Raw genomic sequence first — 22,558 nt, forward strand, 5'->3', positions numbered from 1 at the left:
CTCTTCCGTGAACCACTTCTCCCGCCGCATCGTCGCGTCCGGGACGCTGGCGCTGGCCCTCGTGCCGGCGTTCGGAATGACCGCCGCGCCCGCCTTCGCGGGCGTCGACCTCGACGCGGTCGCCGAGGGCATCAGCGAGAGCGGCTACTACGTCGACTCCCACGCCAAGTACTACCAGTCGGACGGCGCGCAGGAACTGCTCCGCAGCGCGCAGGGCCGGTCCGTCGCGGTGTTCATCGCGATCCTGCCGCCCGGGAACGACCCCGGACAGGTCCTCGGCCGGCTGCCGGGCCTGATGAAGCGGAAGGGCACCTACGCGGTGCTGGCGGGCGACCAGCTCCGGGTGTCCTCCACGGCGCTGCCGGGCGCCCGGGTGAAGTCCATCTACGACGGGGCCGTGAAGGGCAGCAAGGGCAAGCCCGACCTGGCGCTGCTGCGCTTCGTGCAGACGCTCCCGGAGTCGAAGTACGCGCCGCCGAAGCCCGGCAAGCGCGGCAACAACGGCAAGCCCGCGCCGGAGGCGTCGGTCAAGCAGCAGGAGCAGGAGGAGCGCACGCTCGCCCAGTCGCAGCCGACCGTTCCCGCCGCCGGATACGAGCCCCCGAAGGACGACGGATCGCCCATGCCGTACGTGCTCGGCGGCGCCGGGTTGGTGGCCGTGGCGGCCGCCGGCGGCGGGTTCCTGCTGTGGCGCCGCCGCTCCGCGACCCCCGCTCCCGCCGGCGGGACCGGGGCCCCGGGCGCGGCCGCCGCGCCTCCCGCGCCTCCCGCGCCCGGAGCCCAGCCTCCCGCGCCCCAGCCCCCGGTGGACGGTCCCCGGCCCGGCGACGCCAGGCCGGAACCGCCCAAGGAGTCCTGAAGGCTCCGGAGGGCTACGGCGCTCCGGACCCCAGCAGCAGGATCAGGTGGCGCTCGCCGACGCCCACCGACAGGGCGTCGGCCGGCACCGTGCCCGCGGCCGTCAGCGCCGTGCCGGGACGGCTGCGGGGCGCCCTCTTCCCCGAGCCGAGCTGGCCGCTGCCGCCCGCGCCCCACGTCAGCAGCGTCCCGTCGGCCAGGATCGCCGCGCCGTAGGCCTCCCCGGCGAACACGCGGGCGGCGCCGCGCAGCTTCGGGGCGCTGCGCCCGACGACGGTGACCGGGGCGGTCCGCGGCTTCACCGTGCCGTCGCCGAGCTGGCCGGCGGTGTTGTTGCCCCAGGCGACGATGGTGCCGTCCCCGCGGAGGGCGTAGTTGTGCTTCTCCGCCGAGGCGACCGCGGTGACGCCGTCGAGGACGCCCTCGCCGCCCACCCCCGAGACGAGGACGGGCGTGAGCCGGTCCTGGCGCGTGCCGTCACCGAGCTGGCCGAGCTCGTTGCGGCCCCATGACGCGACCCGCCCGTCCCGCAGCAGCGCCAGCCCGTGCTGGCCGCCGATCGCGATGCGGACGGCGCCGTCCAGCCGCGCGGCGCCGCCCAGCCCGCGTACCGGGACGGGCAGGGCCCGGTCCTCGCGGGTGCCGTCGCCGACCATGCCGCCCGCGTTGGCGCCCCAGGCGAGCACCTGCCCGTCGCCGCGCAGCACCAGCTCGGTGTGCCCGTCCGCGGCGATCGCCGTGACGCCGGTGAGCGCGCCGCGCCCGTCCGGCGCGCGCACGGTCGTCGGGACGGGAGGGGTGGTGCGCGCGCCGGTGCCGCGCTGGCCGGACGATCCCTCGCCCCAGGTCACGACGGTGCCGTCGCGGCGCAGCGCCATGGAGAAGTCGTTGTTGGCGGCGACCGCGACGGCGTCGTCCAGCCGGCCGGGCCGCCCGTCCGGCGCGCGGACGCGCACGGGCACGCCGCTGCCGCGGGTGGTGCCGTCGCCGAGCTGGCCGTCGCCGTTGGCGCCCCACGCGACGACCTGCCCGCCGTCGAGGACGGCCAGCGAGTGGCGGGCGCCCCCGGCGACGGCCACGACCCGGTCGAGCCGCCCCCGGCCGCCGACGCCGGTGACGGGGGCGAGCCGGGGGTCGGCGGCCGGCCCCGGCCGGCCGAGCTGCCCGTCGGAGTTGAACCCGCTCGTCCACACGGTGCCGCTGCGCGCGCCGGCGGTGCCGGCGGCGGGCGGCGGGGAGACCCGCGGCACGCTCGCGGGAGCGGACGAGCCGCCGCACGCGGCCGCCGCGAGGAGCGCCGGGAGGGCGATGAGCGCGGCGACCGGGCGGCGCGCCGCCGGTCGCCTCCGGTGGGTCACGCCGAGCGGACGCAGGCGAACAGGTGCCTGCTGTAGTTGTCCTCGTAGGGCGGCCGGGCGTCGTCGTCGGGCCCGAGGTCGACGATCTCGTCGAACCCGGTGTTCTCCCGCAGGAACGCCGCGACGCGGGCGGGGTCCCAGCCGCGCAGCGACTCGGCGAACCACGCCTCGTTGTCCTGGCCGGTGTCGAAGAACAGGACCCGTCCGGTGGCGCGGTCCAGCAGCCGGATCAGCTCCTCGGCGCTCACCGAGCCGCGGCCGAGGACGAAGTGGTGCAGGAGGCTGAAGCAGGACACCACGTCCCAGCGGCCGGCGTCGTGCCCGCCGAGGAAGTCGACGCAGTCGCCGGTGGAGACGGCGCCGTCCGGGAGCCCGTAGACGGCCCGGCCGAGCGGGACGGCCAGCGGGTCGCGCTCGATGCCCTCGGCGTCGAAGCCGCGCTCGGCCATCTTCGCGACGAACCAGCCGTAGCAGCTCGCGACGTCCAGGTAGCGGCCCCCGGCGATGCCGCGCTCGGCGAGGAACGCGTCCATCTTTCCGAGCCGGTCGGTGCACTGCCGGACGGTGGTCCAGCCGGTCCTCAGTTCGGGCGCGTCGATCGGCTGGTAGAGCTCGTGGGTGCCGTCGAGCCAGCTCATCTTCAGCAGGAGGTCTTGCAGGGGCGTGGTGACGGGCAGCCACTTGGCGACGACGTTGGCGCCGTCGGCGCCGCCCATCGCGGCGATGGCGAGCCGGTGGTGGCCGTCGAGGATCTGGTACTGGTCGGAGCCGCGGACGGGGGCGACGAGCACCGGGTCCTGCGGCCCGCTCTGCTGCGGGCGGGGCGCCGCGCCGGGCGCCTCCTCGCCGCGGTACCGCGCGACGAACGCGCGGGCGGCGGCGAGGACGCCGGCCTCGTCGGTGCCGCCGAAGTAGGCGCCGCCCGCCTCGATGCAGCGCATCCCGAGCCGGCCGTAGGCGCTGGACAGGATCTCGGCGTCGGTGAGCTCCGGCCGCTCGTCGGCGAGCCGCAGCAGCCCGACGTGCGGGCCGTCCAGGAACGGGGTCGAGGGCCACAGCAGGTCGCCGGTGCGGTCGGCGAACTCGCGGGCCGTCCAGCCGCCCTGCGCGCCGACGAGGAGCTGGTCGAACCGGACCGGGACCTTCCACGGGCGCCGCAGCACGGCGGTGGACACCGCGACGCGCGCCGCGGCCGGGATCGGCAGCGAGCGCCCGGCGTCGACCAGCCGGCCGTACACCGGGCCGCTCGGGGCGAGCCCGCTCTTGCGAAGCACCGCGCGGGACTTGCGGCGCACTTGGTCAATTCCCGTGGGCATGCATGCTCCTGGCAGATGTCGTTTCGGTGGCGGGCGCGGCGGCGGCGCCCGCGGGTGCGGCACGGCCGCGCCTCCCCGGCAGCAGGGAGGCGAAGGCGGTGAGGGACAGCCGCTCGCGGCCGGCCCAGAGCAGGGCGAGGTACAGCATCGCGCCCGGGATCAGCCCGCCGGCGAGGGCGGCCTCGCTGGAGCCGGCGGCCAGCCGGACGGCCAGCGGCACCGCCGCGAAGCTGACCAGCGCGGAGCCGCCCGCCCAGAACAGCCCGGCGCTCGCCGGGGTCATGTCGAGGATCCGCCGGACCTGGACCAGGGCCAGCAGCGTCCGCACGAGCAGCCCGCACGCCCGCGCGACCGCCGCCCCGGCGATCCCGAACGGCGGGATCAGCAGCACGTTCAGCACCAGGTTCACGCCGAGCGCGGCGCTCTGGTTGACCAGGCTGAGCCCGCTGCGGCCCGCCATCAGCAGCATCACGTCGCGGGCGCCCGTCGCGGTCGCCACCAGCATCGCCATCGCCAGGATGACCGTGACGACCTCGCCGGTCCCGCGGTAGCCCTCGCCGAAGGAGCCCACGTACACCGGGGCGCCGACCGCGATCGACAGGTGCACCGGCCAGGCGAGCGCGAGGTTCCAGGACGCGCACACCGCGAACACCCGCTGCGCGCCCGCGCGGTCGGCGAGCGCCATCAGCCGGCTCACCGCGGGCTGCATGACGTTCTGCACGGCCTGGGTGACGAGCTGGCTGATCACGATGAACCGGGTCGCGGCGGTGTAGATCGCCGCCTCGCGCGGCGAGCTGAGCGCCGCGACGAGCACGATGTCGGCGCGCTGGAACGCCGTCTGGCAGATCTGCGCGAACGCGCGCGGCGCCGTGAAGCGCCAGAAGTCGCCGGCCAGGGGCCGCCAGCCGGACGGCGTCCCGGCCTCCGCGGCCACCGGCGCCTCGGCGCGGCCCCGGCGGCTGATCTTCAGGTACCAGAGGAGGGCGACGACCAGGCACGGCAGGTACGGCGCCGCCCACGCCAGGGCGAGCCACACCGCGTCGTCGGTCAGCAGCGCCGCCACGACGACCCCGGCGACCTGGAGCGTCTGCCGCATGATCTTGTCGACGAGGACGGTCGGCCGCATCGAGCCGTGCCCGCGGGTCGCCGCGAGCAGCGCGTCGTGCGCCCCCGCGAGGGGCAGGAACAGCGCCAGCACCCGCACCATGCCCACGGCCTGGCCGGGATCGTCGGCGCCGATGTGGCCCGCCGTCCACGGCGCGGTGAGGGCCAGCACGAGACCCGCGGCCAGCGCCGTCGCCGCGACCGGGACGAGCGCCACCGGCACCGTCCGGCGCGCCGCGCCGCGGTCGCCGAGCGCCAGGTGGCGGGGCAGCCAGCGCAGCAGGCCCGCGTCGGTGCCGAGCCCCGACACGGCCTGCAGGATGATGAACAGCGACGTCGCCGCGAAGAAGGTGCCCGCGATCCGCTGCGAGTACAGGTGCGCGACCAGGAAGACGAGCGCGAGGCCCTGGACGCCGGCGACGGCGGCGCCGACGAGGTTCAGCGCGCCGCCCCTCGCCAGCCTGTTCAGGTTCGGCCCGCCCGGACCGGACGGCTTCGGCTCGTCCGCCGCTGCTCCGTCGGAATCAGGGGCCGGCATGCCGGCCGGCCTTGTGCGGACTCTTGCCGTAGCGGGGCGAGACGTCCGGCGCGGCGTCCTTCGGCCCCGCCGGGGGCTTGCCGTCCGCGCCGTCCTCCGGCAGATCCGGCGGCATGAACTTGGAGATGTCCTCCTGGGTCCGCGTCGCGGCCGACTCCAGCCCGTCGTCGGCGGCCGCGTCGGCCGGCTCGGCGGGCTCGGCGCCGGCGGGCGCCGCCGGGCGCGGACGCGCCGTCCCCGTGCCCTGGGTGACCTCCGTGGGGGACACGGGCTTGGGGGCGACGGGCTTGCCCGGCCCGGCCGGGGGTTCGAGCGCGGGCGGAAGGGGACGGCGCCGCGGCTCTGGCTGCGGCTGCGGCGCGCCGCGCCGCCCGGACGGCGCCGGCCGCGCCTCGCCCGTGCGGGGCGGCTGCTTGACCTGCGGCAGCGCCTGCGTGACCAGGGACCCGGAGTCGGCCGGCTCCTCGTCGGGCTCGTCCTGCCCGCCGCGCGACGGGTCCTCGGCCCACGCGAGGGGGGCCTCCGGGGCGCGGCGCCGGCCGGCGCGCGCCTCCGGCTGGCGGGGCTCGGAGCCCTGAGGCGGGTGGGGCTGGCGGGCGGGCGGAGCCTGCCGCGCCGCGCGCCCTCCCCGCGGCTCCGGCGGCTCCAGCAGGGCGCCGAGCACCGTGACGCCGGCGCGCTCGGCCTCCACGTACGCCTGCCGCAGCTCCTCGCGGGTCGTGACGCCCTGGTTGATCACGAGCACGACCGCGTCCACGAAGGTGCACAGGGCCTGCGCGTCGGCGTCGTGCAGGCTCGCCGCGTTCACGATGAGGTACTCGCTGCGGCGGCGCAGCACCTTGACGGTCTCGCGCATCCGCGGGCCGCTGAACCGGTGCGCGGCCTCGCGGGCGCGCGGGCCGCGCGGCAGCAGCCGCAGCTGCGAGTCGGTGTGGATCAGCAGGGTCGCCGGGTCCGTGCCGCTGAGCAGGGTGTCCGACAGCCCCTTGCCGCCGGGCCGCGCGCCGAACAGGGTGCTGACGTCGGCGTCCTCGGTGGTCGCGTCGATCATGATGGTCTTGGCGCCGGCGAAGGCGAGCGAGACCGCGAGGTTGGCGCTGGCCATGCGGGCGCTGCCCCCCGGGGTGGCGTTGCTGATCAGCAACGCCACCGGGGTCTGCGGCGCGGTCGCCACGACCGCGGCGCGCAGCCGCCGGTACGCCTCGCCGACCGGGCTCTTGGGCGCGCTGACCAGGGCCAGTGTGTCGCCGGGCGGGCCGCCCGCCGGGATGGTGGACAGCGTCCGGACGCCGAGCCCCTCGATCGACTCGGCGTTGCGCAGCCGCTGGTTGAGCCGCTCCCGCAGCAGCATGACCACGAACCCGGCGACCAGCCCGAGCACGAGGCCGCCCGCGCCGTACATCGCGGGCCGGACGATGCCGGGCCCGGCCGGCGCGTCCGCCGGGGTGATCACCTGTCCGGGGTCGAGGGGGGTGCTGGCGATGTCGTTGGACTGCTCGTCGATGACGCCGAGCTGGTTGGTGTAGGCGGTGACGCGCTGCTGGAGGGTGGAGCGCCGGGAGCCGGAGGAGGCGGCCAGCTCGTTGTTCGCCCGCTGCAGCAGGTGCTCGACCCTGGCCGACTGCGCCTTCAGCTTCGCGAGCTGGTTGTTCACCACGGCCTGCGCGCGCTGCGTGCGGTACTCCAGGTAGGCGTCGGCGAAGGCCTGCGCGCCCGCGCGGGCGTTGCCGGAGCTGTTCGCGGTGTAGGTCAGGTTGAGCACCTGGGTGTTGGGCGGGACCGAGACCCCGATGTCGCCCTCCGCCTCGTGCCCGAGCTTCTTCTGGACGATCTTGGCGACGCTGTCGGTGGCGACCAGCTGCGCCTCCGTCTGCAGGTTCACCAGGTCGTCGCCGCGGCCCTCCGGGGAGTACGGGTTGCCCTCCAGCGGGCTGACCAGCACCGTCGCGGTGGCCTTGAACGGCGGCGGCACGGCGATCTCCAGGGCGACGCCGGCCGCGGTGCCGAGCACGGCGAGCCCGATCAGCGCCCCCAGATAGCGCCGGACCAGGGCGAGCAGGTGCCCCCCCTGGGCGTCGGCCGTCTGGTCAGCTCCCACGACGATCCCCCTCATCGATCAGGCTCGTTCTTGACGGAGTGTTCATCTCGACTTTAACCGCGCCTTGCAAGAAGACGGTTCTGTTCATCTCAACCTTGTCCAGGAGCGGCGACCCCGACCGGGGACGGGCGGGCGGCGCGCCGCGGCGCCGGGGACGCGGGCCCGCGCAGGACGGGAGCGGTCAGCACGATCACGCGTGCGGGGTTGGCCGCCTGGTCGAGTGCCAGTACCCCGCTCGCGACCTCGCGGTCCAGGGCCCGTCCCCGTTCGACGACCACCAGGGCGATGTCACTGGCGGCGGCCGCGGCGATGGTGTCCGCGCCGTTGATGTCGGGCGTGGTGATGACGACGATGCGGGACACGCGGCCCGCCTTGTCGACGGCCCGGGTGAGCTGGCGGTCGTCGTCGCTGCGCACCAGCCGGACGGTGAACGAGTGGCCGGTCCCGGCCGCGGCCGGCGGCTCGTGGAAGGGCTCGCCGTCGGCGACGATGCGCAGGACCGTCGTGGCCGATCCGCCCTCGGTGCACATCTCGGCCAGCTCGTAGGCCACCTCGGTGCCGGCCGATCCCGGGACCCCGGTGACGAGCACGGTGGCGGCGTCGGCGTCGAAGACCAGGTTGCGGAGCCGCCGCGCGACCTCGCGGTGCCCGGCGCCGAGCGCCGCCCCCTCCACCATGATCGGAAGCCGGCTGTGCAGCCGCAGGTCGGCGGGGCGCCGGATGCGGCGCGGCCGCACCTCGCGGACCACCACGTAGGCGATCCAGCAGAGCAGGCCGATGCCGATTCCGGACGCGACGGCCACGTCGCGTCCGGGATCGTCGCCCCGCCGGGGGAGCGGGGCCCCGCGCAGCACCTCGCCGGGCTGCTCCTGCTTGCTCTTGATGGCCGCCACCTGCTTCTCCACGTCGCGGATCTGCTTCACCAGCGCCTGGCGGCGGGTGCGGGTGGTGAGCCGGCGCAGCTCGTCCTCGTCGCCGGGCAGCGCCGCGAGCTGCTTCTTCAGCAGCTCGGCGTTGTTCTCCAGCGCCTGGCGGTTGTGCTCCAGCACCTGGCCGAGGATCCGGTTCCGCAGCGCCAGGTAGGAGTCGGCGACGACCCGGGCGCCGTCCTGGGCGGTCCGCGGCGTTCCGGCCCGCACCGAGATCGTGAGCACGTGGGTGTTGGACGGCACCGTCAGGCCGATCCGGTCGCGCAGTTCGGCGTCGGACGCGTCGAAGCCCGGCCGCTCCGCCAGCTTGGACAGCACCGGGCGGGACCAGACGAGCTGGGCCTCGGTGTCCATCGTCGTCTCGCGGGGGGCTCGGGTGTTGGTGTCGATCGCCGAGCCGATGTCGATGGAGGGGTGCAGCGCCACCGGCGGCGCCAGCACGTAGATCTGCGCGGTGTAGGTCGTCGGCGTCAGCACGATCTTCACGACCCCGAGCGCGCACCCGGCCAGCAGCGCGATGAGCAGCGCGGCCAGGTGGCGGCGGACGACGCCCGCGTACCGGGTGACCGGGACGGAGTCCGGCGCGAGCGGCGGTTCCGCCTGCACGCTGGCCGGGCCGAGGGTGCGTTTGCTCATCGCCGCCTCATCGCCGCCAGGCGGGCTCGGCGCCGAGGAGCGCGGCGAGCTTGTCGTCCCAGGGGGCGTAGTACTCGGCCAGGCGGCGCTGCAGGTGGTCCGGCAGCGGGGAGCCCGGCCGCGCGTTGTGCCGTTCGAACGACGCGGGCCGCCAGGCCGGCAGCCCCAGGAACTCCAGGATGGAGTCGTAGCAGGGCTCGGGTTCGGTGAAGAAGTCCTCCGCGAACGCCACGTGCACCCTGTCCCGTCCGAAGAGGGCGAACAGCCGCTCGATCTGCTCGGCGTAGCGACCGCGGTCGAGGTAGGAGTGGTGCCGGTGGCTGTGGCTCACGTAGGCGGGGTCGGCCTTGATCTTGTCGATCTCGCCGGAGAGCCGCTCGGGCTCCAGGTCCAGGGCCCGCTCGAAGGGCTCGGTCTCGAACCCCCGCGCCAGCTCGTGCTTGTGGGCGGAGTAGGCCCGCACCACCGGGTCGCGCAGCAGGACGACGAGCTTCACCCCGGGCAGGTCGCGGGCGATCCGCTCCGGCGCCAGCGGGTGGTGCATGTAGTAGCCGGCGGACTCGAACGCCTGGGGGGCGGCGTCCCGGGCGCGGCGCTCGGCGAGCGCGCGGACCGGGAAGTGCCCCCGGTACCAGCCGAGGCCGCGCGTGTAGTTGACGTCGAAGTAGTGCACACCCTTGTGGAAGTTGGGCTGGACGGTCGCCGGGTGCGCGGCCAGGGCGCGGAACAGCGAGGTGGTGCCGCCGCGCTGCGTGCCGACCATGAGGAAGTCGGGCAGCATCCGGGCGCCCGAGGTCAGCCGCCCTCCGGCGCGGGTCGCGGCCCGTCCGGCCTCCTTGACCCACGGAGGGGCGTCACGGCGTGAGATCACGGGGTTCCTCCCGAGGGCGTGTCCGGTGGAGTGGTGTGCAGGAGCGTCAGCAGCCGCTCGGTGTCGGCGCGCAGCGGCCCGCCGATCGGCTCCTGGGCGGCCAGCAGGTAGCGGCGGCACAGCTCCAGGAGGTAGAGCCGGACGGTCGCCTCCGCGGCGGGGCCCGTCGGCCCGAGCGGCTCCAGGAGGGCGGCGGCGCCGTCCGGCCAGGCGGCGTAGGGCGGCCCGGACGCGGTGCGCATCGCCTCCTGGAGGCGGTAGTGCAGCAGGTCGAACCCGTTCGGGACGCCGCGCGAGAACCGCTCCCAGTCCCACAGGCGCAGCACGCCGCGGTGCCAGGCCATGTTCCACGGCGTCCAGTCGCCGTGCCAGGCGCCGAAGTCCAGGACCAGGTCGCCGTGCGCCTTGCCGACGCCTTCGACGACCTCGCCGAAGACGGCGCGCTGCCGCTCGTCCCGGACCAGGCCGGGGCTCGCGGCCATCTCCTCCCAGTAGGCGCTGGCGCGCAGCGGCGCCCGCTCGACGCCGCCGACCTCGAACAGCGCCCGCATCTCCGAGACGGGGGCCCGCCCCCGCGGGCGCCAGCCGAGCGCGCTGGTCGGGAGCGGTTCGAGGACGAGCAGGTCGAGGCCGTGCCACGTGCCGTGGTGCAGCAGCCGCGGGACGTGCAGGCGCCCGCCCGGCCCCGGCGCGGGCAGGTGGGCGTTCAGGTAGGTGAGGGCGGCGGCCTCGCCCTCCAGGAGGGCGCGGGCCGTGCCGGTGTCGCCGATCTTGACGAAGGCCGCGGGCTCGCCGCGCGGCGTCAGCACGTGCAGGATCGGCTTGCGGTTGGCGCGGGCGCTCCCGAGCCCCACGCTGACCACCACCGGCCGCCCGAGCAGCTCCGCCAGCCGGTCCTCGATGGAGGGGCCGCCGCCGGTGATGCTGAGCCGGTCGCGCAGCGTGCGCTCCGGCAGGCCGGTGCGCACCGCCGCCGCCGTCAGGCCGCGGGAGGCGCGCTGCTTCGGGCCGAGGTCGTGGCTGTAGCGGCGCAGCGCGGCCGCGGTGGCGCGCGGCATCCCCGCCGGGACGAGCAGCCGCGGCCGCTCCGCGTCCGGCAGGAACGCCAGTTCCCGGCGCGCCCCCTCGGAGCGTCCCGGTCCGACGGCCTCCACCCGCGCGTCCGGCCACAGGTCCCGCACCGCCGCGATCCAGGCGGCGCGCGTCTCCTCCGGGGCGCTCACAGCGACGCCTCCTCGGCGGTGCCGGCGGGCGCCGCCTCGGCGGTGTCGGCCGGCGCCGCGACGCGGGCACGGGCGCGCGGCCGGGCCTCGGCGCGGGCGTCCCTGCTCGCCCGCCACATCAGCCCCACAGCGATCATCACCGTGTACAGCGGTACCTCCACCATGTCGTAAGTGATCATGAACAGGCCGCAGGCGATCAGGACGGCGCAGCCCGCCAGCGAGTACGCGCCGCGCTCCCGCCAGTGCCGCAGGAACCGGACGGCGAAGAACGCGCAGAACGCGATCGTCCCGACGACGCCGTTGGCGAACAGCAGGAGCCACAGATGGCCCTGGGTGCCGAGCGGCGGGGAGCCGCACGCCTTGCAGCCGATCTTGTCGCCGCCGGACACCTGGCCGAGGTCGCCCTGGACGTTGCGGGTGGACCCGAATCCGACCAGCGGGGAGCCGCTCAGGGCGCTGCGGGTGGTCTCCTCGGCCAGCAGCGTGCGGCGGTTGTTGCTGTGCGGGTTGTCGAGGCGGTCCTGGACGAGGCCGGGCAGCGGCGACAGCGCCACGACGATCGCGCCCGCCGCGGCCATCCCGGCCGTCCAGGCGATCACGCGGGGGCCGCCGACCTGGAGCAGCTTCGCGACGCCGAACAGGCCGATCGCGCCGAGCGCCCCCCACAGCCCCCGGTTCAGGGAGTACACGACGGGCCACAGCGACGCGGCGAGGACGGCCAGCCCGAACGCGCGGCGCCGCATGTCGGCGCGGACGATCCAGGTCAGCAGGAAGTACGGGAGGAAGAAGGCGTAGGCGGAGCCCCAGGTGTTGGCGTACGCGAACGGCGCCATCGGCCGGGACTGCTCGAACCCGAGGATCGACTCGATGTCGGCGACCTTCGGGTGGACGATGTCGCGGACGAAGGAGTTGGCGGTCAGCCCGTGCGGCAGCACCATCTCCACCGGCGAGGTGAGCTGGATCGAGGGGAAGAAGGACCCGACCAGCCCGCCGACGGTCGTCACGATGAACATGTAGCCGAGGAGCCGGCCGATCTTGCCCGACGGCAGCTCCCGCTCGCTCATGTTGCCGATGTAGAGCAGCACGATGGTGGACGACAGGTACCAGGCGAGCCGGTAGCCGTACACCAGGAGCCGGCTGAACCCGCCGCCCGGTTCGGCGAGGGGGGCGTCGGCCCACAGCACCAGCACGCCCAGCACGACCCAGAGCAGGAAGAAGAGCCACGTCCCGAAGCCGCCGGGCGCCACCAGGGTGCCGCGCCGCCGCCACAGCGTCATCGCCATGGGCACGCTGATGACCAGCAGCACGATGTTCGCCAGGCCGAGGATCCACCACACGGGGAAGCCGAGGAGCGCGACGGCGAGCGGCCAGCCCGGCCGCAGGCGCCAGGGCAGCAGCCGCGGCGTCGCGAGAGGTGTGCTCCCCGCGATCCCTCGCATCCCGGCCAATCACCGCTCCGTTTCCGTGGGACGCGCCTGCGGGCGCGCGGACCGCGCCGTCCGGTTCCGGACGCACGTCGCCCATGGAAGGACGTCCTGTCTCTTACCAGGGGCGACAGCGGATGATGGCCGAATTCGGCCACGCGATCCGGTCGTCCGGTGAGACCCGGCAAGCGTCCTTTCGAGGTGCGCAGCGTACCTCGCGAGACGTGATGGGCGTGCCCGCCGGGGCGCGTCCGGGGGGCCTGCCGCAGGCCGATCATCGGGCGGGCCGGTGGCCGAAACCGAATAGTTAGTGATCAAACGGCGGTCCCGGCTGCCCGCTGGCTACGATTGCGCGGCGCTATGTGCCTTCACGAGGAACATGGCGGCTTACTTCTATCTTGCACGGAGGGGTCGATGGGCAGACGCAGGTGGGGGCCTCTGGCCGTGGGGGCGGTGCTCGCGCTGGGGACGCTGACGGGGAGCCTCGCCGCGGGCGCCCCGGCGAGCGCGGACCAGAGGGGATCCGAGCCCGCGCACGGCAAGGTCGTCAACGCGGACCCGGCGAACTACACGCCGAACGTCCTGGACGGCGAGGTCAAGTCGATCATCAAGATCGGCGGCAAGATCTACGTCGGCGGCTCGTTCACCCAGGTGAAGGAGCCCGGGGCCAACAAGCCGACGCTGGTCCGCAACCGGCTGTTCGCCTTCGACGCCGCCACCGGCGCCATCGACCCCGACTTCGCGCCCAGCCTCGACAAGGGCGAGGCCAGCGCGCTGCTGCCCGCCCCCGACGGCCAGTCGATCTACGTCGGCGGGAGCTTCGGCCAGATCAACGGCGTCCGGCACTTCGTGCTCGCCAGGATCAACGCCCAGACCGGCGCCCCCATCGCCTCGTTCGACCCGCAGTTCGACGCCAAGGTCCGCGACCTGCGGCTGGCGGGCGGCCGGCTGTACGTCGGCGGCACCTTCGCGACCGTCGGCGGCGTCGCGCGGCCGGCCCTCGCCGCCCTCGACCCGCAGACCGGGGCCCGCGACGACTTCCTGAACCTCGACGTCACCGGCACCCAGACCGGCGACGGCGTCACCCAGATCTACAAGATGGACGTCAGCCCTGACGGCTCCAAGCTCGTCGGCATCGGCAACTTCAGCTCGGTCGCGGGCAGCACCCGGCGCCAGATCGTCATGGTGGACCTCACCGGCCCGTCCGCCCAGCTCGCGAACTGGGACACCACCCGCTACGCCGACCAGTGCTCGCAGTCGTTCGACACGTACATGCGCGACGTCGAGTTCTCTCCCGACGGCGCGTACTTCGTGGTGACGACCACCGGCGCGTACGGCGGCTCCGCGAAGCTGTGCGACACCCAGGCCCGCTGGGAGAGCGCCGCCTCCGGCGGCGGCCAGCAGCCGACCTGGGTGAACTACACCGGGGGCGACACCACCTACGCCGTGGAGATCACCGACACGGCCGTCTACACCGGCGGCCACTTCCGGTGGGCGAACAACCCGTTCGCGGGCGACAACCCCGGCCAGGGCGCCGTCGGACGCGAGGGCATCGTCGCGCTCGACCCGGTCAGCGGCCTGCCGTTCAGCTGGAACCCCGGCCGCGACAAGGGCGTCGGCGTCTTCGACATGCTGGCCACCGACGAGGGCCTGTGGATCGGCAGCGACACCGACAACGTCGGCGGCGAGTTCCACCAGAAGCTCGCGCTGTTCCCCGTGGCCGGGGGCGCGGTCATCCCCGCCTACAGCACCGGTGAACTGCCCGGGAACGTCTACTCCGGCGGCGGCATCGGCTTCGGGGCCGCCAACTACCTGAGGCACCGCTCGTTCGACGGCACCACCGCCGGCGCCGCGGTCGACGACGGCACGGCGGGCGTCGACTGGCGCACCGCGCGCGGCGCCTTCATGGTCAACGGGGAGCTCTTCTACGGGTCGTCGGACGGCGCGTTCCGGCGCCGGTCCTTCGACGGCACGGCGCTCGGCACGCCGACCACCATCGACACCGCCGACCAGCTCACCGCCATGACGACCTGGCACTCGCAGGTGCCGAACATCACCGGCATGTTCTTCGCCAAGGGCCGGATCTACTACACGCGCGGGCAGTCCTCGCTCTACTACCGGACGTTCAACCCGGAGAGCAACGTCGTCGGCGCGCAGGAGTTCACCGCGGTGGGCAACCTGCCCGGCATGAGCTGGAGCTCGGTCGGCGGCATGTTCGTCAACGGCGCGAACCTCTACTACGTCAACAACGGCAACGGCCGGCTCTACCGGGTCGCGTTCTCCGCGGCGGGAGTGCCGTCCGGCTCGCCGACCGAGGTCAGCACCGCCGACTGGCGCGGCCGGACGGTCTTCCTGTACGCGGGGACGCCGAACCAGCCGCCGACCGCCGCGTTCACCGGCGACTGCGACGGGCTCACCTGCACCTTCAACGCCGCCGGCTCGTCCGACTCCGACGGCTCGATCGCCTCCTACGCCTGGGACTTCGGCGACGGCGGCACCGGCACGGGCGTCGCGCCGCAGCACGCGTTCGCCGCGGCCGGCACCTACACGGTCAAGCTGACGGTGACCGACGACCGCGGCGGCAAGGGCACCCGGTCCCAGGACGTGACGGTCGCGTCGAACCAGGTGAACATCGGCTACCGCGGCGGGGCGGGCGGCAACGGCAACGTCCAGACCGCCACGGCGCAGGTCCCGCCGGCGGTCCAGCCCGGCGACGGCATGCTCCTGTTGCTGACGTTCAACAGCAGCGAGGCGACGCTGGCGACCCCGCCGGCCGGCTGGACGCAGGTCGGCACGCAGGCGGCGGGCACCGCGACGTCCGTCGTCTGGAAGCGCGTCGCCCAGGCCGGTGACGCCGGCACGCAGGTCGGCATCGGGTTCAGCGCCTACACCAAGGCCGACATCCGGCTGCTCGCCTACGAGGGCACCAACGCCACCGACCCGGTCGCGGCGGTGGCGAAGAGCAGCGACGCCGGCACCGTCACCGACCACACCGGCCCGTCGGCCCAGGTGGACGCGGCCGGGTCGTGGGTGGTGACGTACTGGGCGGACAAGTCGTCCACCACCACGTCCTGGACGGCCCCGGCCGGCGTGGAGGCCCGCGGCACCGGGATCGGCTCGGGCAGCGGCCGCATCACGGCCCTGGTCGCCGACAGCAACGGCACGGTCGCCACCGGCGCCTACGGCGGCAAGACGGCGACGACCGACGCCGCCAGCCGCGCCGCGATGTGGACCATCGTCCTGGCCCGCAAGTAGGACGCGTCACCCGCACGCGCCGCGCCCCCCCGCCGGATCTCCGGCGGGGGGCGCGGCATGTCGGCGGCGGTGGGGCCGTCAGCAGAAATCGCTCCAGGCCTTGCGGCTCTGGGTGTCGAGGAGGCGGAAGTCGCCGGTGCTCCAGTCGAGGTCGAAGTAGGAGACCCACAGGGCGCGGTGCTTGGCGAGGTAGGCGTTGGTGGCGTTGAGCCAGGCGGCGCGCCTGTCGCCGTTGTCGCCCTTGACCAGGTAGCTGCCGGTCTCGGCGATGCCGAAGGGCAGGTCCTCGCCCTTGCTGACGGCGACGACGCGGTCGTACATGGTGGCCGGGTCGTCGTAGCGGCCCTTCTTCCAGCCGAGGTTGTACACGTCCCAGCCGAGGACCTGGATGACGTCGCGGCCCGGGTAGTAGTCGCGCCAGTCGCGCTTGGACAGCGGGTCGAGGCTCCAGCCCATCAGGACGAGGGTGGCGTGGACGCGGGGGTTGCCCGCCTTGTCGGCGAGGGACCGCAGCCGCCGCCACGCGGCGCGGTAGTCGGCGGCGGTGAACTCGCCGGAGGCGATGTTGTCCTCGGGCTCGTGGTAGTAGACCCAGTAGAGGTCGCGGTCGCGGGGCGCGGTCGCGAACCAGCGGGTCATCTCCCGGTCGTACTTGCCGGCGAGGACGTCCTTGGGCGCCAGCTTGAACGAGATGATCGGCGGGCGGTTCCCGGTGTCGGGCTTGCCCGGCCACGCCGGCGGGACGCCCTGGTAGAACAGCCGGACGGTCTCCAGGCCGCCGTAGGCGGCGTCCAGGCGGGTGAGGGCCTTCTGGAAGGTCTCACCCGGCTGGAGTTCGAGGGAGAGGCCGCAGAGCGTCCGCCCGCCCGCCGGGGACGTGCCGGGGGTCTTCACCGGCTGCGGGGTCTGCCAGGTGGGTTCGGGCCCGGGCGCGGGAAGCGCCGTGCCGGACGTCTCCGGCGACCTGCTCGGCGTCGGCGGGGGCGCGCCCGGCCGGGTCCGCAGGAGCAGGCGCGGGCCCTCGCCGGTCTCCCGTGAGCGCAGCGAGACCGCCGTCCGGGGGCCCTGGCCGGTGATGGCGAACGCGTAGAGGCCGGGGCCGGTCACCACCTGGCCCACGTCGAAGGACACCGTGCCCCCCGACCCGGCGGGGGCGCTCGCCACGACGGATCCGGCGACCGGGCGGTTGCCCCAGGACGTGCCCTCCTCCGTCCACGCGCCGGGCAGCGTGCGCAGCTCGACCCGCCGCGGCCGGTTCTCCAACCGGTCGAACGTCATCTCCACGCGGGCCCGGGTGACCGCCGGGGTGCCGGGCGGCACCTCGAACGCGACGTAGGCCTCGGTGTGCCAGCCGGGCCACGCAGAGGCGGTGATCTTCCGCGCGTCCCCGAACGCCGTGCCGGGCATCTCGCGCACCACGTAGGTGTCGGCCGAGGCGGGGACGACCGTGCTCGCGCCCGCGGCGGCCGTCCGGGCGTGGTGGGCCGTGCCGGTCCCCGACAGGGCGATCGCGCCGGAGCCGCCCAGGACCAGCAGCGCGCCCGCGGAGGTGACGTAGAAGAACGGGCGGGGGCCGCGGCGCCGGTCGCGCCGCCGCGGCCCGTCCGGCGGGACGGGCAGCGAGCGGCGCGCGTCGGGGCGGTGATGGCCGCCGCGGACCACCTCGCGCTGTTCGTGATGGACCAAGGCCCCCGCCCCTTCCCGCAGAACGTCCCCCGCCCTTTATCTCATGGGAGCCGCCGGCTCACCCCGCGGGGAACATCCCGAGGCGTCCGTGGTACTCGTGCCCGAGCTGGTCGGTGTCGCTGCCGACGAGCAGCCCCTTCGGGTGGGCGACCAGCGTCTCGACGCCGTGGCCGAGCGTCCGCGTGGGGTTCCACGCCAGCGCCTTGCCGGTCTTCGGGTCGAGCGCGCCGATGCCGGGGCGCGACACGGCGCCGGGGCCGGCGGAGTCGTGCCCGTAGGGGTTGTCCAGCCAGCGCTGGTGCCCGCCGACGTAGACCGCGGCGCCAGTCACCGAGGTGGACAGCAGCGTGTCGCCGCCCGTCCAGTTGACCCAGGTCGGCTTCTGCCCCGACCCGGTGGGGGACGACTCCCAGCGGGCGGCCGAGTCGCACAGCTGGCTCTGGCCGTAGGGGCCGCCCGTGGTGACGACCACGAAGTACTTGCCGTCGGGGGAGAAGTCCATGCCGCGCATGTAGGTGTCGAACGCGGCGAGGTTGCAGGGGGTGGAGTAGCGCTCGGTCGACCAGGTCGACAGCTTCGCGGTGCCCTTGCCCAGCGTGATCATCGCGATCTGGACGCGGCGCTGGCCGTTCACCCGGGTGAACGTCCCGTTGATGACCATGCGGGTGTCGGTGGGGTCGACCGCCATCCGGTACACCTTGAGGTCGCCCGACCTCGGCTCGGTGACGGTGAAGTTGAACGCGTTGTCGGCGACGCCCGTGAGCCTGTCGACCCGCGCGAGACCGGTGCGCGCCTTGCCGCCCGCCTTGGTGAACATGCCGCCGATGTAGAGCCGGGAGCCGCGCACCACCATGGTGTAGACCCGGTAGTTCACGTTCGGCTTGAAGCCGGTGTGGACCTTGTTGGTGGAGATCTTGAGCGCGGTCACCGTGCCGGTCTTGACGCCGTTGACGGTCGTGAACGTCCCGGCCGCGTAGATCCAGTCGCTGGACCCGGGCTGCAGGGCGTGGACGGTTCCGTTGACCTTCGGGACGAAGGCCGTGCTGATCTTCCCGGTCCGGATGTCGTAGGCGAACAGGTTGTGCCGCTTGATCGTCTTCTTGCCGCTGCCGGCCTCGCGGACCTCCTCGAAGTTCCCGCCCACGACGACCCAGTTCCCGACGGTGGTGATGGCGCGGACGGTGCCGTCCAGCACGTGCGGGGTGATGTTCACCGGGTTGGCGGAGACGACCGCCGGCTGGGCGATGTCGGCGGAGGCGGTGCCCGCGGCGGCGGGGACGGCGAGCGCCGCGAGCGCGGCGGCCGTGAGGCGGGCGATGGTGGGGCGCATGAAGGTGCTCCGGGAAGCGGCCGGGGACGCTGATGGCATCTTGTCCTACCACATGGCTAGAGGACGAGTAGGGGTTCCGGAAAAGTGCGGCATAGGAGGCGTCCCGCTCAGTCGGCGGGCGCCCTGCCGTGCCGCAGGCGATGGTAGAGGACCCGGGCGAGATAGGCGCCGAGTTCGACGGTGTAGCGGCGCCAGAGGCGGCGGGGCTCGCGCGCCAGGCGGTAGAGGAAGCCCACGCGCAGCCTCAGGACCCAGGCGGGGTAGTAGTCGCGCCGTTCGGCGAGGTGCTCGAAGTAGGCGCCGCACGTGATGACGACCGGTGCGGTGAGGCGGTCGCGGTACTCGGCGACGAACCGCTGCTGGAGGGGCGTCCCGAGGCCGACGTGCAGGATGTCGGGGGCCGCGTCGTTGATCTCGGCGACGAGGCGCTCGGCGGTCTCGGCGGGGATGCTGCCCTGCCCGTCCGCCCAGTGGCCGTGCAGGGTGCCCGCGACGTCCAGGCCCGGGTACCAGGCGCGGACGTTCGCGGCGGCGGCCTCGGCGACGCCGGGCGCGTTGCCGAACAGGAAGACGCGCCAGCCCTCCTCGGCGGGCTGGCCGAACAGGTCGTCGGTGAGGTCGTCGTTGGCCATCCGGCCGGGGACGGGACGGCCGAAGACCTTCGCGGCCAGAACGACGCCCCAGCCGTCGGGGAGGTTGAGGTCGAAGCCGTTCATCAGGTCGCGCAGCCCCGGATCCTTCTGCGCCCTGAGCACGTAGTCGGGGTTGGCGAAGGTGACCGTCAGCTTCGAGCGCTCCTTGACGGCCGCCGCGACGAAGGAGCGGAACCGGGCGACGTCCACGCGGCTGACCCGTACACCGAGGACGTCGACGGTGTCATGCGGCCATCGTGGGTCCACGTCTGCTCTGCTCTCCTGGGGCACCGGCGACGCCGGGGGAAACGACCGGAGAGGAGAGCGTATCCCGGTGCGGCGCGGCCCGGTGGCGAAGGACGAGCCAGGCGGCGACCGTGGCGGCGATGAGGACGACCATGGTCCAGGCGAGCGGGACGGGCGCGACGCCGAACATCTTCAGCGAGGAGGCGACGAGCACGAGGGCCAGCACCCGCCGGATCAGGGCGCTCGGGGCCCGGGAGGAGATCTTGGAGCCGAGGTAGACGCCGGGGACCGAGCCGGCGAGCAGCGCGGCGGTGACCTCCATGCGGAAGTCGCCGAACAGCAGGTGGCCGATGGCGGCCGCGAAGACCAGCGGGACGGCCTGGAGCAGGTCGGTGCCGACGAGCTGGTTGGCCTTGAGCGACGGGTAGAGGGCGAGCAGCGCGACGATGATGAGGGAGCCGGAGCCGACCGAGGTGATGCCGACGACGAGGCCGCCGACGACGCCGATCAGCACGGTCGGGACGGGGCGGACCGTGATCTTTGGGGACCGGTCGGCGTCCCCGGCGGAGCCGGCGCGCCCCCGGTGGGCGAGGTAGCCGCGCAGCGCCAGGCCCGCCGCGGCGATCATCAGGGCGGCGCCCATCGCCTTGCCGATGACGTTCTCCACGGAGTCGCCGTGCCCGAGCGCGCGGGCGAGCAGGACTCCGGAGAACGCGGCGGGAACCGAGCCCGCGCACAGCCACCCGACCAGCCGCATGTCGATGGTGCCCTGCCGGTAGTGGACGGCGCTGCCCACCGGCTTCATGACGGCGGCGGCGACCAGGTCGCTGGACACGGCGGCGAGCGGGCTCACTCCGAAGAACGTCACGAGCATCGGCGTCATCAGCGCGCCGCCGCCCATGCCGGTCAGCCCGACGATGATGGCGACGAGGAACGACCCGAGCGCCATCGTCCAATCGAAGTCCATCGGCATGACCTACCTGTCATGTAGGAATTATGGCTAACACGATAGGTGATGCCCTCCGGATCCGGAAATACCGGGTAAGGGGGTACGAGTGGGACGGAAGAGGTTATTCCGCTCGCACCCAGCCGCCGTCGACCAGCAGGTCGAGGACCCGGGCGACCGCCTCGTCCGGCGTCAGTCGCGAGGTGTCGAGGGTCAGGTCGGCGTCGTCCGGCTCCTCGTAGGGGTCGGAGATGCCGGTGAACTCGGGGATCTGCCCGGCGCGGGCCTTGGCGTACAGGCCCTTGCGGTCGCGGCGCTCGCACTCCTCCAGCGGCGTCGCCACGTGCACGAGGATGAAGTCGCCCACGGCGGACACCATCCGCCGCACCTCGGCGCGGGTGGCCGCGTAGGGGGCGATCGGCGCGCAGATCGCGGTGCCGCCGTGCCGGGTGATCTCGGCGGCGACGAACCCGATGCGGCGGATGTTGAGGTCGCGGTCGGCGCGGGAGAACGTCAGGCCCGCCGACAGCATCCGCCGGACGACGTCGCCGTCCAGCAGCGTGACCGTCCGGCCGCCGCGCTCCACCAGCGCGTCGGCCAGGCCGCGCGCGACCGTGGACTTCCCGGAGCCGGACAGGCCGGTGAAGAACACCGTGATGCCGCGCGAGCGCTTCGGCGGGCGCGCCAGCGCCAGCTCGGCGGCCACGGCGGGCGGGGTGAACCAGTCGGGGACGGGCTCGCCCGCGTCCAGCAGCTCGTTCAGCCGCTCGGGGGTCAGCTCCGCCTGGACGTGGTCGGGCTCGATGCGCGCGACGGGCCGCCAGACCTCGACGTCGGCGTCGTAGGCCCACGGCTCCGGGACGACGAGCGGGACGGCGGTGCCCTCCAGCTCCTGCTCGGCGAGCAGGTGGGTGGCGCCGTAGGCGGCGGCGACGTGCGCGCGGAGCCGGACGTCGCGCTCCCGGTCGCCGCGCGCCGGCAGCGGCACGGGAATGATCTGGGCGCCGTCCGGCAGCTCCCTGCGGACCCCGAGCAGCGCTCGGACGAGGGACTCGTCGTGCTCGCCGCCCAGCAGCGGCAGGACGAGGACCTTGGCGGCGAGCCGCTCGGCGACCTGGCGGAGCTGGCCGAGCTGCTTGCGGTGCAGGGGCTCGCGGGTGGCCACCGCGAGCACGGCGCCCTCGAACGCGTCGAGCTCGTCCGGGCGCCGGCGCAGGCGGTGGAACGGTCCGTGCGCGGGCGCGCGGAGGGCCTCCAGCGGCCCGGCGAGCCGCCAGCCCTGGGTCGTCGGGTCCTGCCACGCCTCGGCGACCCGCAGCACGGCGAGCGGCACGCCCTCGGGGTCCTGCAGCACGACCCGCTCCTGGCCGGTCAGCTCCTTGGGGACCGACAGCGTGACCGGGACCGGCCACGGGGTGCCGTCCGCGAGCCGCCCTCCGGCGATCACCATGGCGGTGTCGAACGAGCCGAGGAAGCCCGTCAGCGGGCGGTACACCCCCGCGAGGACGAGTTCGAGGTCGGCGAGCTCGACCGGGTCCGGGGTCCAGGCGGGCAGGTCGCGCAGCGTGTCGGGAAGGCCGGCTTCGGCGGTCACCGCGATCTCCGATCCCGCCCGGCGAGGCGGCCGGGCTCATCCATGGCGAGCAGGGTTTTCGCAGGAAAAATACTGCCCCGGCCTGGCCGCGCGCACGTCCGCCCCGGCCCGGGCCGCCCGCGGCCCCCGCTCAGATGACCCGCGCGAAACGGTTCTCCGGCTTGCGGATGACGAAGGTGACCTCGCTGTGGTCGGCCGTCAGCCGCCCCCGGGTGACCGCCGACACCAGCCGGCACAGCAGGTCGGCGAGGCCGGTTCCGGTCCCGAGGACGTCGAGCGCCTGACGCGAGGTGTACTCCTCGGCGACGACCAGCCCGCGCATGACGCAGTACCAGCGCAGGCCCGACCGGGAGGCGACCCGGTTGTAGAGCGCCGGGGGCGGGCTCGTCCGGACGAGCGGCACCGGCCGGGTCGCGGCCTGCTCCGGGCCCGCCGCCGGCGGGGCCTGCGAACTCATAGCCCGCTTGTGAGGAAGCCTGAACGGGGCGGCTCGTGACAGGGCCCTGAGTTACCC

Annotated in this window: 16 protein-coding genes; 2 read left to right on the forward strand and 14 right to left on the reverse strand. The window is 74.5% G+C overall.

The window, feature by feature from the left end:
* The first annotated feature begins 7 nt into the window (after positions 1-7).
* Complete coding sequence (locus tag ABD944_RS07285) at positions 8-859, forward strand: hypothetical protein (RefSeq protein WP_345173566.1); 852 nt, start codon at positions 8-10, stop codon at positions 857-859.
* A 13-nt stretch (positions 860-872) separates the two neighbouring features.
* Here ABD944_RS07285 and ABD944_RS07290 read toward each other — a convergent pair whose 3' ends face one another.
* From ABD944_RS07290 to ABD944_RS07325, 8 genes are all read right to left on the reverse strand, one after another.
* Entirely contained in the window at positions 873-2,216 is a 1,344-nt protein-coding gene (locus tag ABD944_RS07290) for an RCC1 domain-containing protein (protein ID WP_345173568.1), read from the reverse strand.
* Entirely contained in the window at positions 2,213-3,532 is a 1,320-nt protein-coding gene (locus ABD944_RS07295; protein WP_345173569.1) for a hypothetical protein, read from the reverse strand. Before ABD944_RS07295 ends, ABD944_RS07290 begins: the two co-directional genes overlap by 4 nt.
* Complete coding sequence (locus tag ABD944_RS07300; RefSeq protein ID WP_345173571.1) at positions 3,516-5,174, reverse strand: polysaccharide biosynthesis C-terminal domain-containing protein; 1,659 nt, start codon at positions 5,172-5,174, stop codon at positions 3,516-3,518. Before ABD944_RS07300 ends, ABD944_RS07295 begins: the two co-directional genes overlap by 17 nt.
* A complete protein-coding gene (locus tag ABD944_RS07305) occupies positions 5,161-7,272 on the reverse strand; it encodes a tyrosine-protein kinase domain-containing protein (RefSeq protein ID WP_345173573.1) in 2,112 nt (703 codons plus the stop codon). The genes ABD944_RS07300 and ABD944_RS07305 overlap by 14 nt, the downstream gene beginning before the upstream one ends.
* Before the next feature lie 89 nt (positions 7,273-7,361).
* A complete protein-coding gene (locus ABD944_RS07310; protein WP_345173575.1) occupies positions 7,362-8,837 on the reverse strand; it encodes a GumC domain-containing protein in 1,476 nt (491 codons plus the stop codon).
* A gap of 7 nt (positions 8,838-8,844) precedes the next feature.
* Entirely contained in the window at positions 8,845-9,708 is an 864-nt protein-coding gene (locus tag ABD944_RS07315; protein WP_345173577.1) for a sulfotransferase domain-containing protein, read from the reverse strand.
* Positions 9,705-10,931, reverse strand: coding sequence for a hypothetical protein (locus tag ABD944_RS07320; RefSeq protein ID WP_345173579.1), 1,227 nt, complete (start codon positions 10,929-10,931; stop codon positions 9,705-9,707). Before ABD944_RS07320 ends, ABD944_RS07315 begins: the two co-directional genes overlap by 4 nt.
* Complete coding sequence (locus ABD944_RS07325) at positions 10,928-12,370, reverse strand: hypothetical protein (RefSeq protein ID WP_345173628.1); 1,443 nt, start codon at positions 12,368-12,370, stop codon at positions 10,928-10,930. Before ABD944_RS07325 ends, ABD944_RS07320 begins: the two co-directional genes overlap by 4 nt.
* 399 nt (positions 12,371-12,769) lie before the next feature.
* On the opposite strand from ABD944_RS07325, the gene ABD944_RS07330 reads away from it, so the two are divergent.
* The gene (locus ABD944_RS07330; RefSeq protein ID WP_345173581.1) at positions 12,770-15,610 is read left to right on the forward strand and encodes a PKD domain-containing protein; all 2,841 of its coding nucleotides are present in this window, start codon (positions 12,770-12,772) and stop codon (positions 15,608-15,610) included.
* Between the two features lie 78 nt (positions 15,611-15,688).
* On the opposite strand, the gene ABD944_RS07335 is transcribed toward ABD944_RS07330, so the two are convergent.
* The 6 genes from ABD944_RS07335 to ABD944_RS07360 form a co-directional block, all read right to left on the reverse strand.
* Complete coding sequence (locus tag ABD944_RS07335; RefSeq protein WP_345173583.1) at positions 15,689-17,296, reverse strand: CBM96 family carbohydrate-binding protein; 1,608 nt, start codon at positions 17,294-17,296, stop codon at positions 15,689-15,691.
* A 58-nt stretch (positions 17,297-17,354) separates the two neighbouring features.
* Complete coding sequence (locus tag ABD944_RS07340; RefSeq protein ID WP_345173585.1) at positions 17,355-18,626, reverse strand: hypothetical protein; 1,272 nt, start codon at positions 18,624-18,626, stop codon at positions 17,355-17,357.
* A gap of 107 nt (positions 18,627-18,733) precedes the next feature.
* Positions 18,734-19,525: a WecB/TagA/CpsF family glycosyltransferase gene (locus tag ABD944_RS07345; RefSeq protein WP_345173587.1), complete on the reverse strand. Its 792-nt coding sequence runs from the start codon at positions 19,523-19,525 to the stop codon at positions 18,734-18,736.
* Complete coding sequence (locus ABD944_RS07350; RefSeq protein WP_345173589.1) at positions 19,503-20,471, reverse strand: sulfite exporter TauE/SafE family protein; 969 nt, start codon at positions 20,469-20,471, stop codon at positions 19,503-19,505. The genes ABD944_RS07345 and ABD944_RS07350 overlap by 23 nt, the downstream gene beginning before the upstream one ends.
* Before the next feature lie 103 nt (positions 20,472-20,574).
* Complete coding sequence (gene cysC, locus ABD944_RS07355) at positions 20,575-22,044, reverse strand: adenylyl-sulfate kinase (RefSeq protein ID WP_345173591.1); 1,470 nt, start codon at positions 22,042-22,044, stop codon at positions 20,575-20,577.
* 130 nt (positions 22,045-22,174) lie between these two features.
* A complete protein-coding gene (locus ABD944_RS07360; protein WP_345173592.1) occupies positions 22,175-22,501 on the reverse strand; it encodes a hypothetical protein in 327 nt (108 codons plus the stop codon).
* Between the last annotated feature and the right edge of the window lie 57 nt (positions 22,502-22,558).

This window comes from Actinomadura verrucosospora, from assembly GCF_039540335.1.
Classification (GTDB): domain Bacteria; phylum Actinomycetota; class Actinomycetes; order Streptosporangiales; family Streptosporangiaceae; genus Spirillospora; species Spirillospora verrucosospora.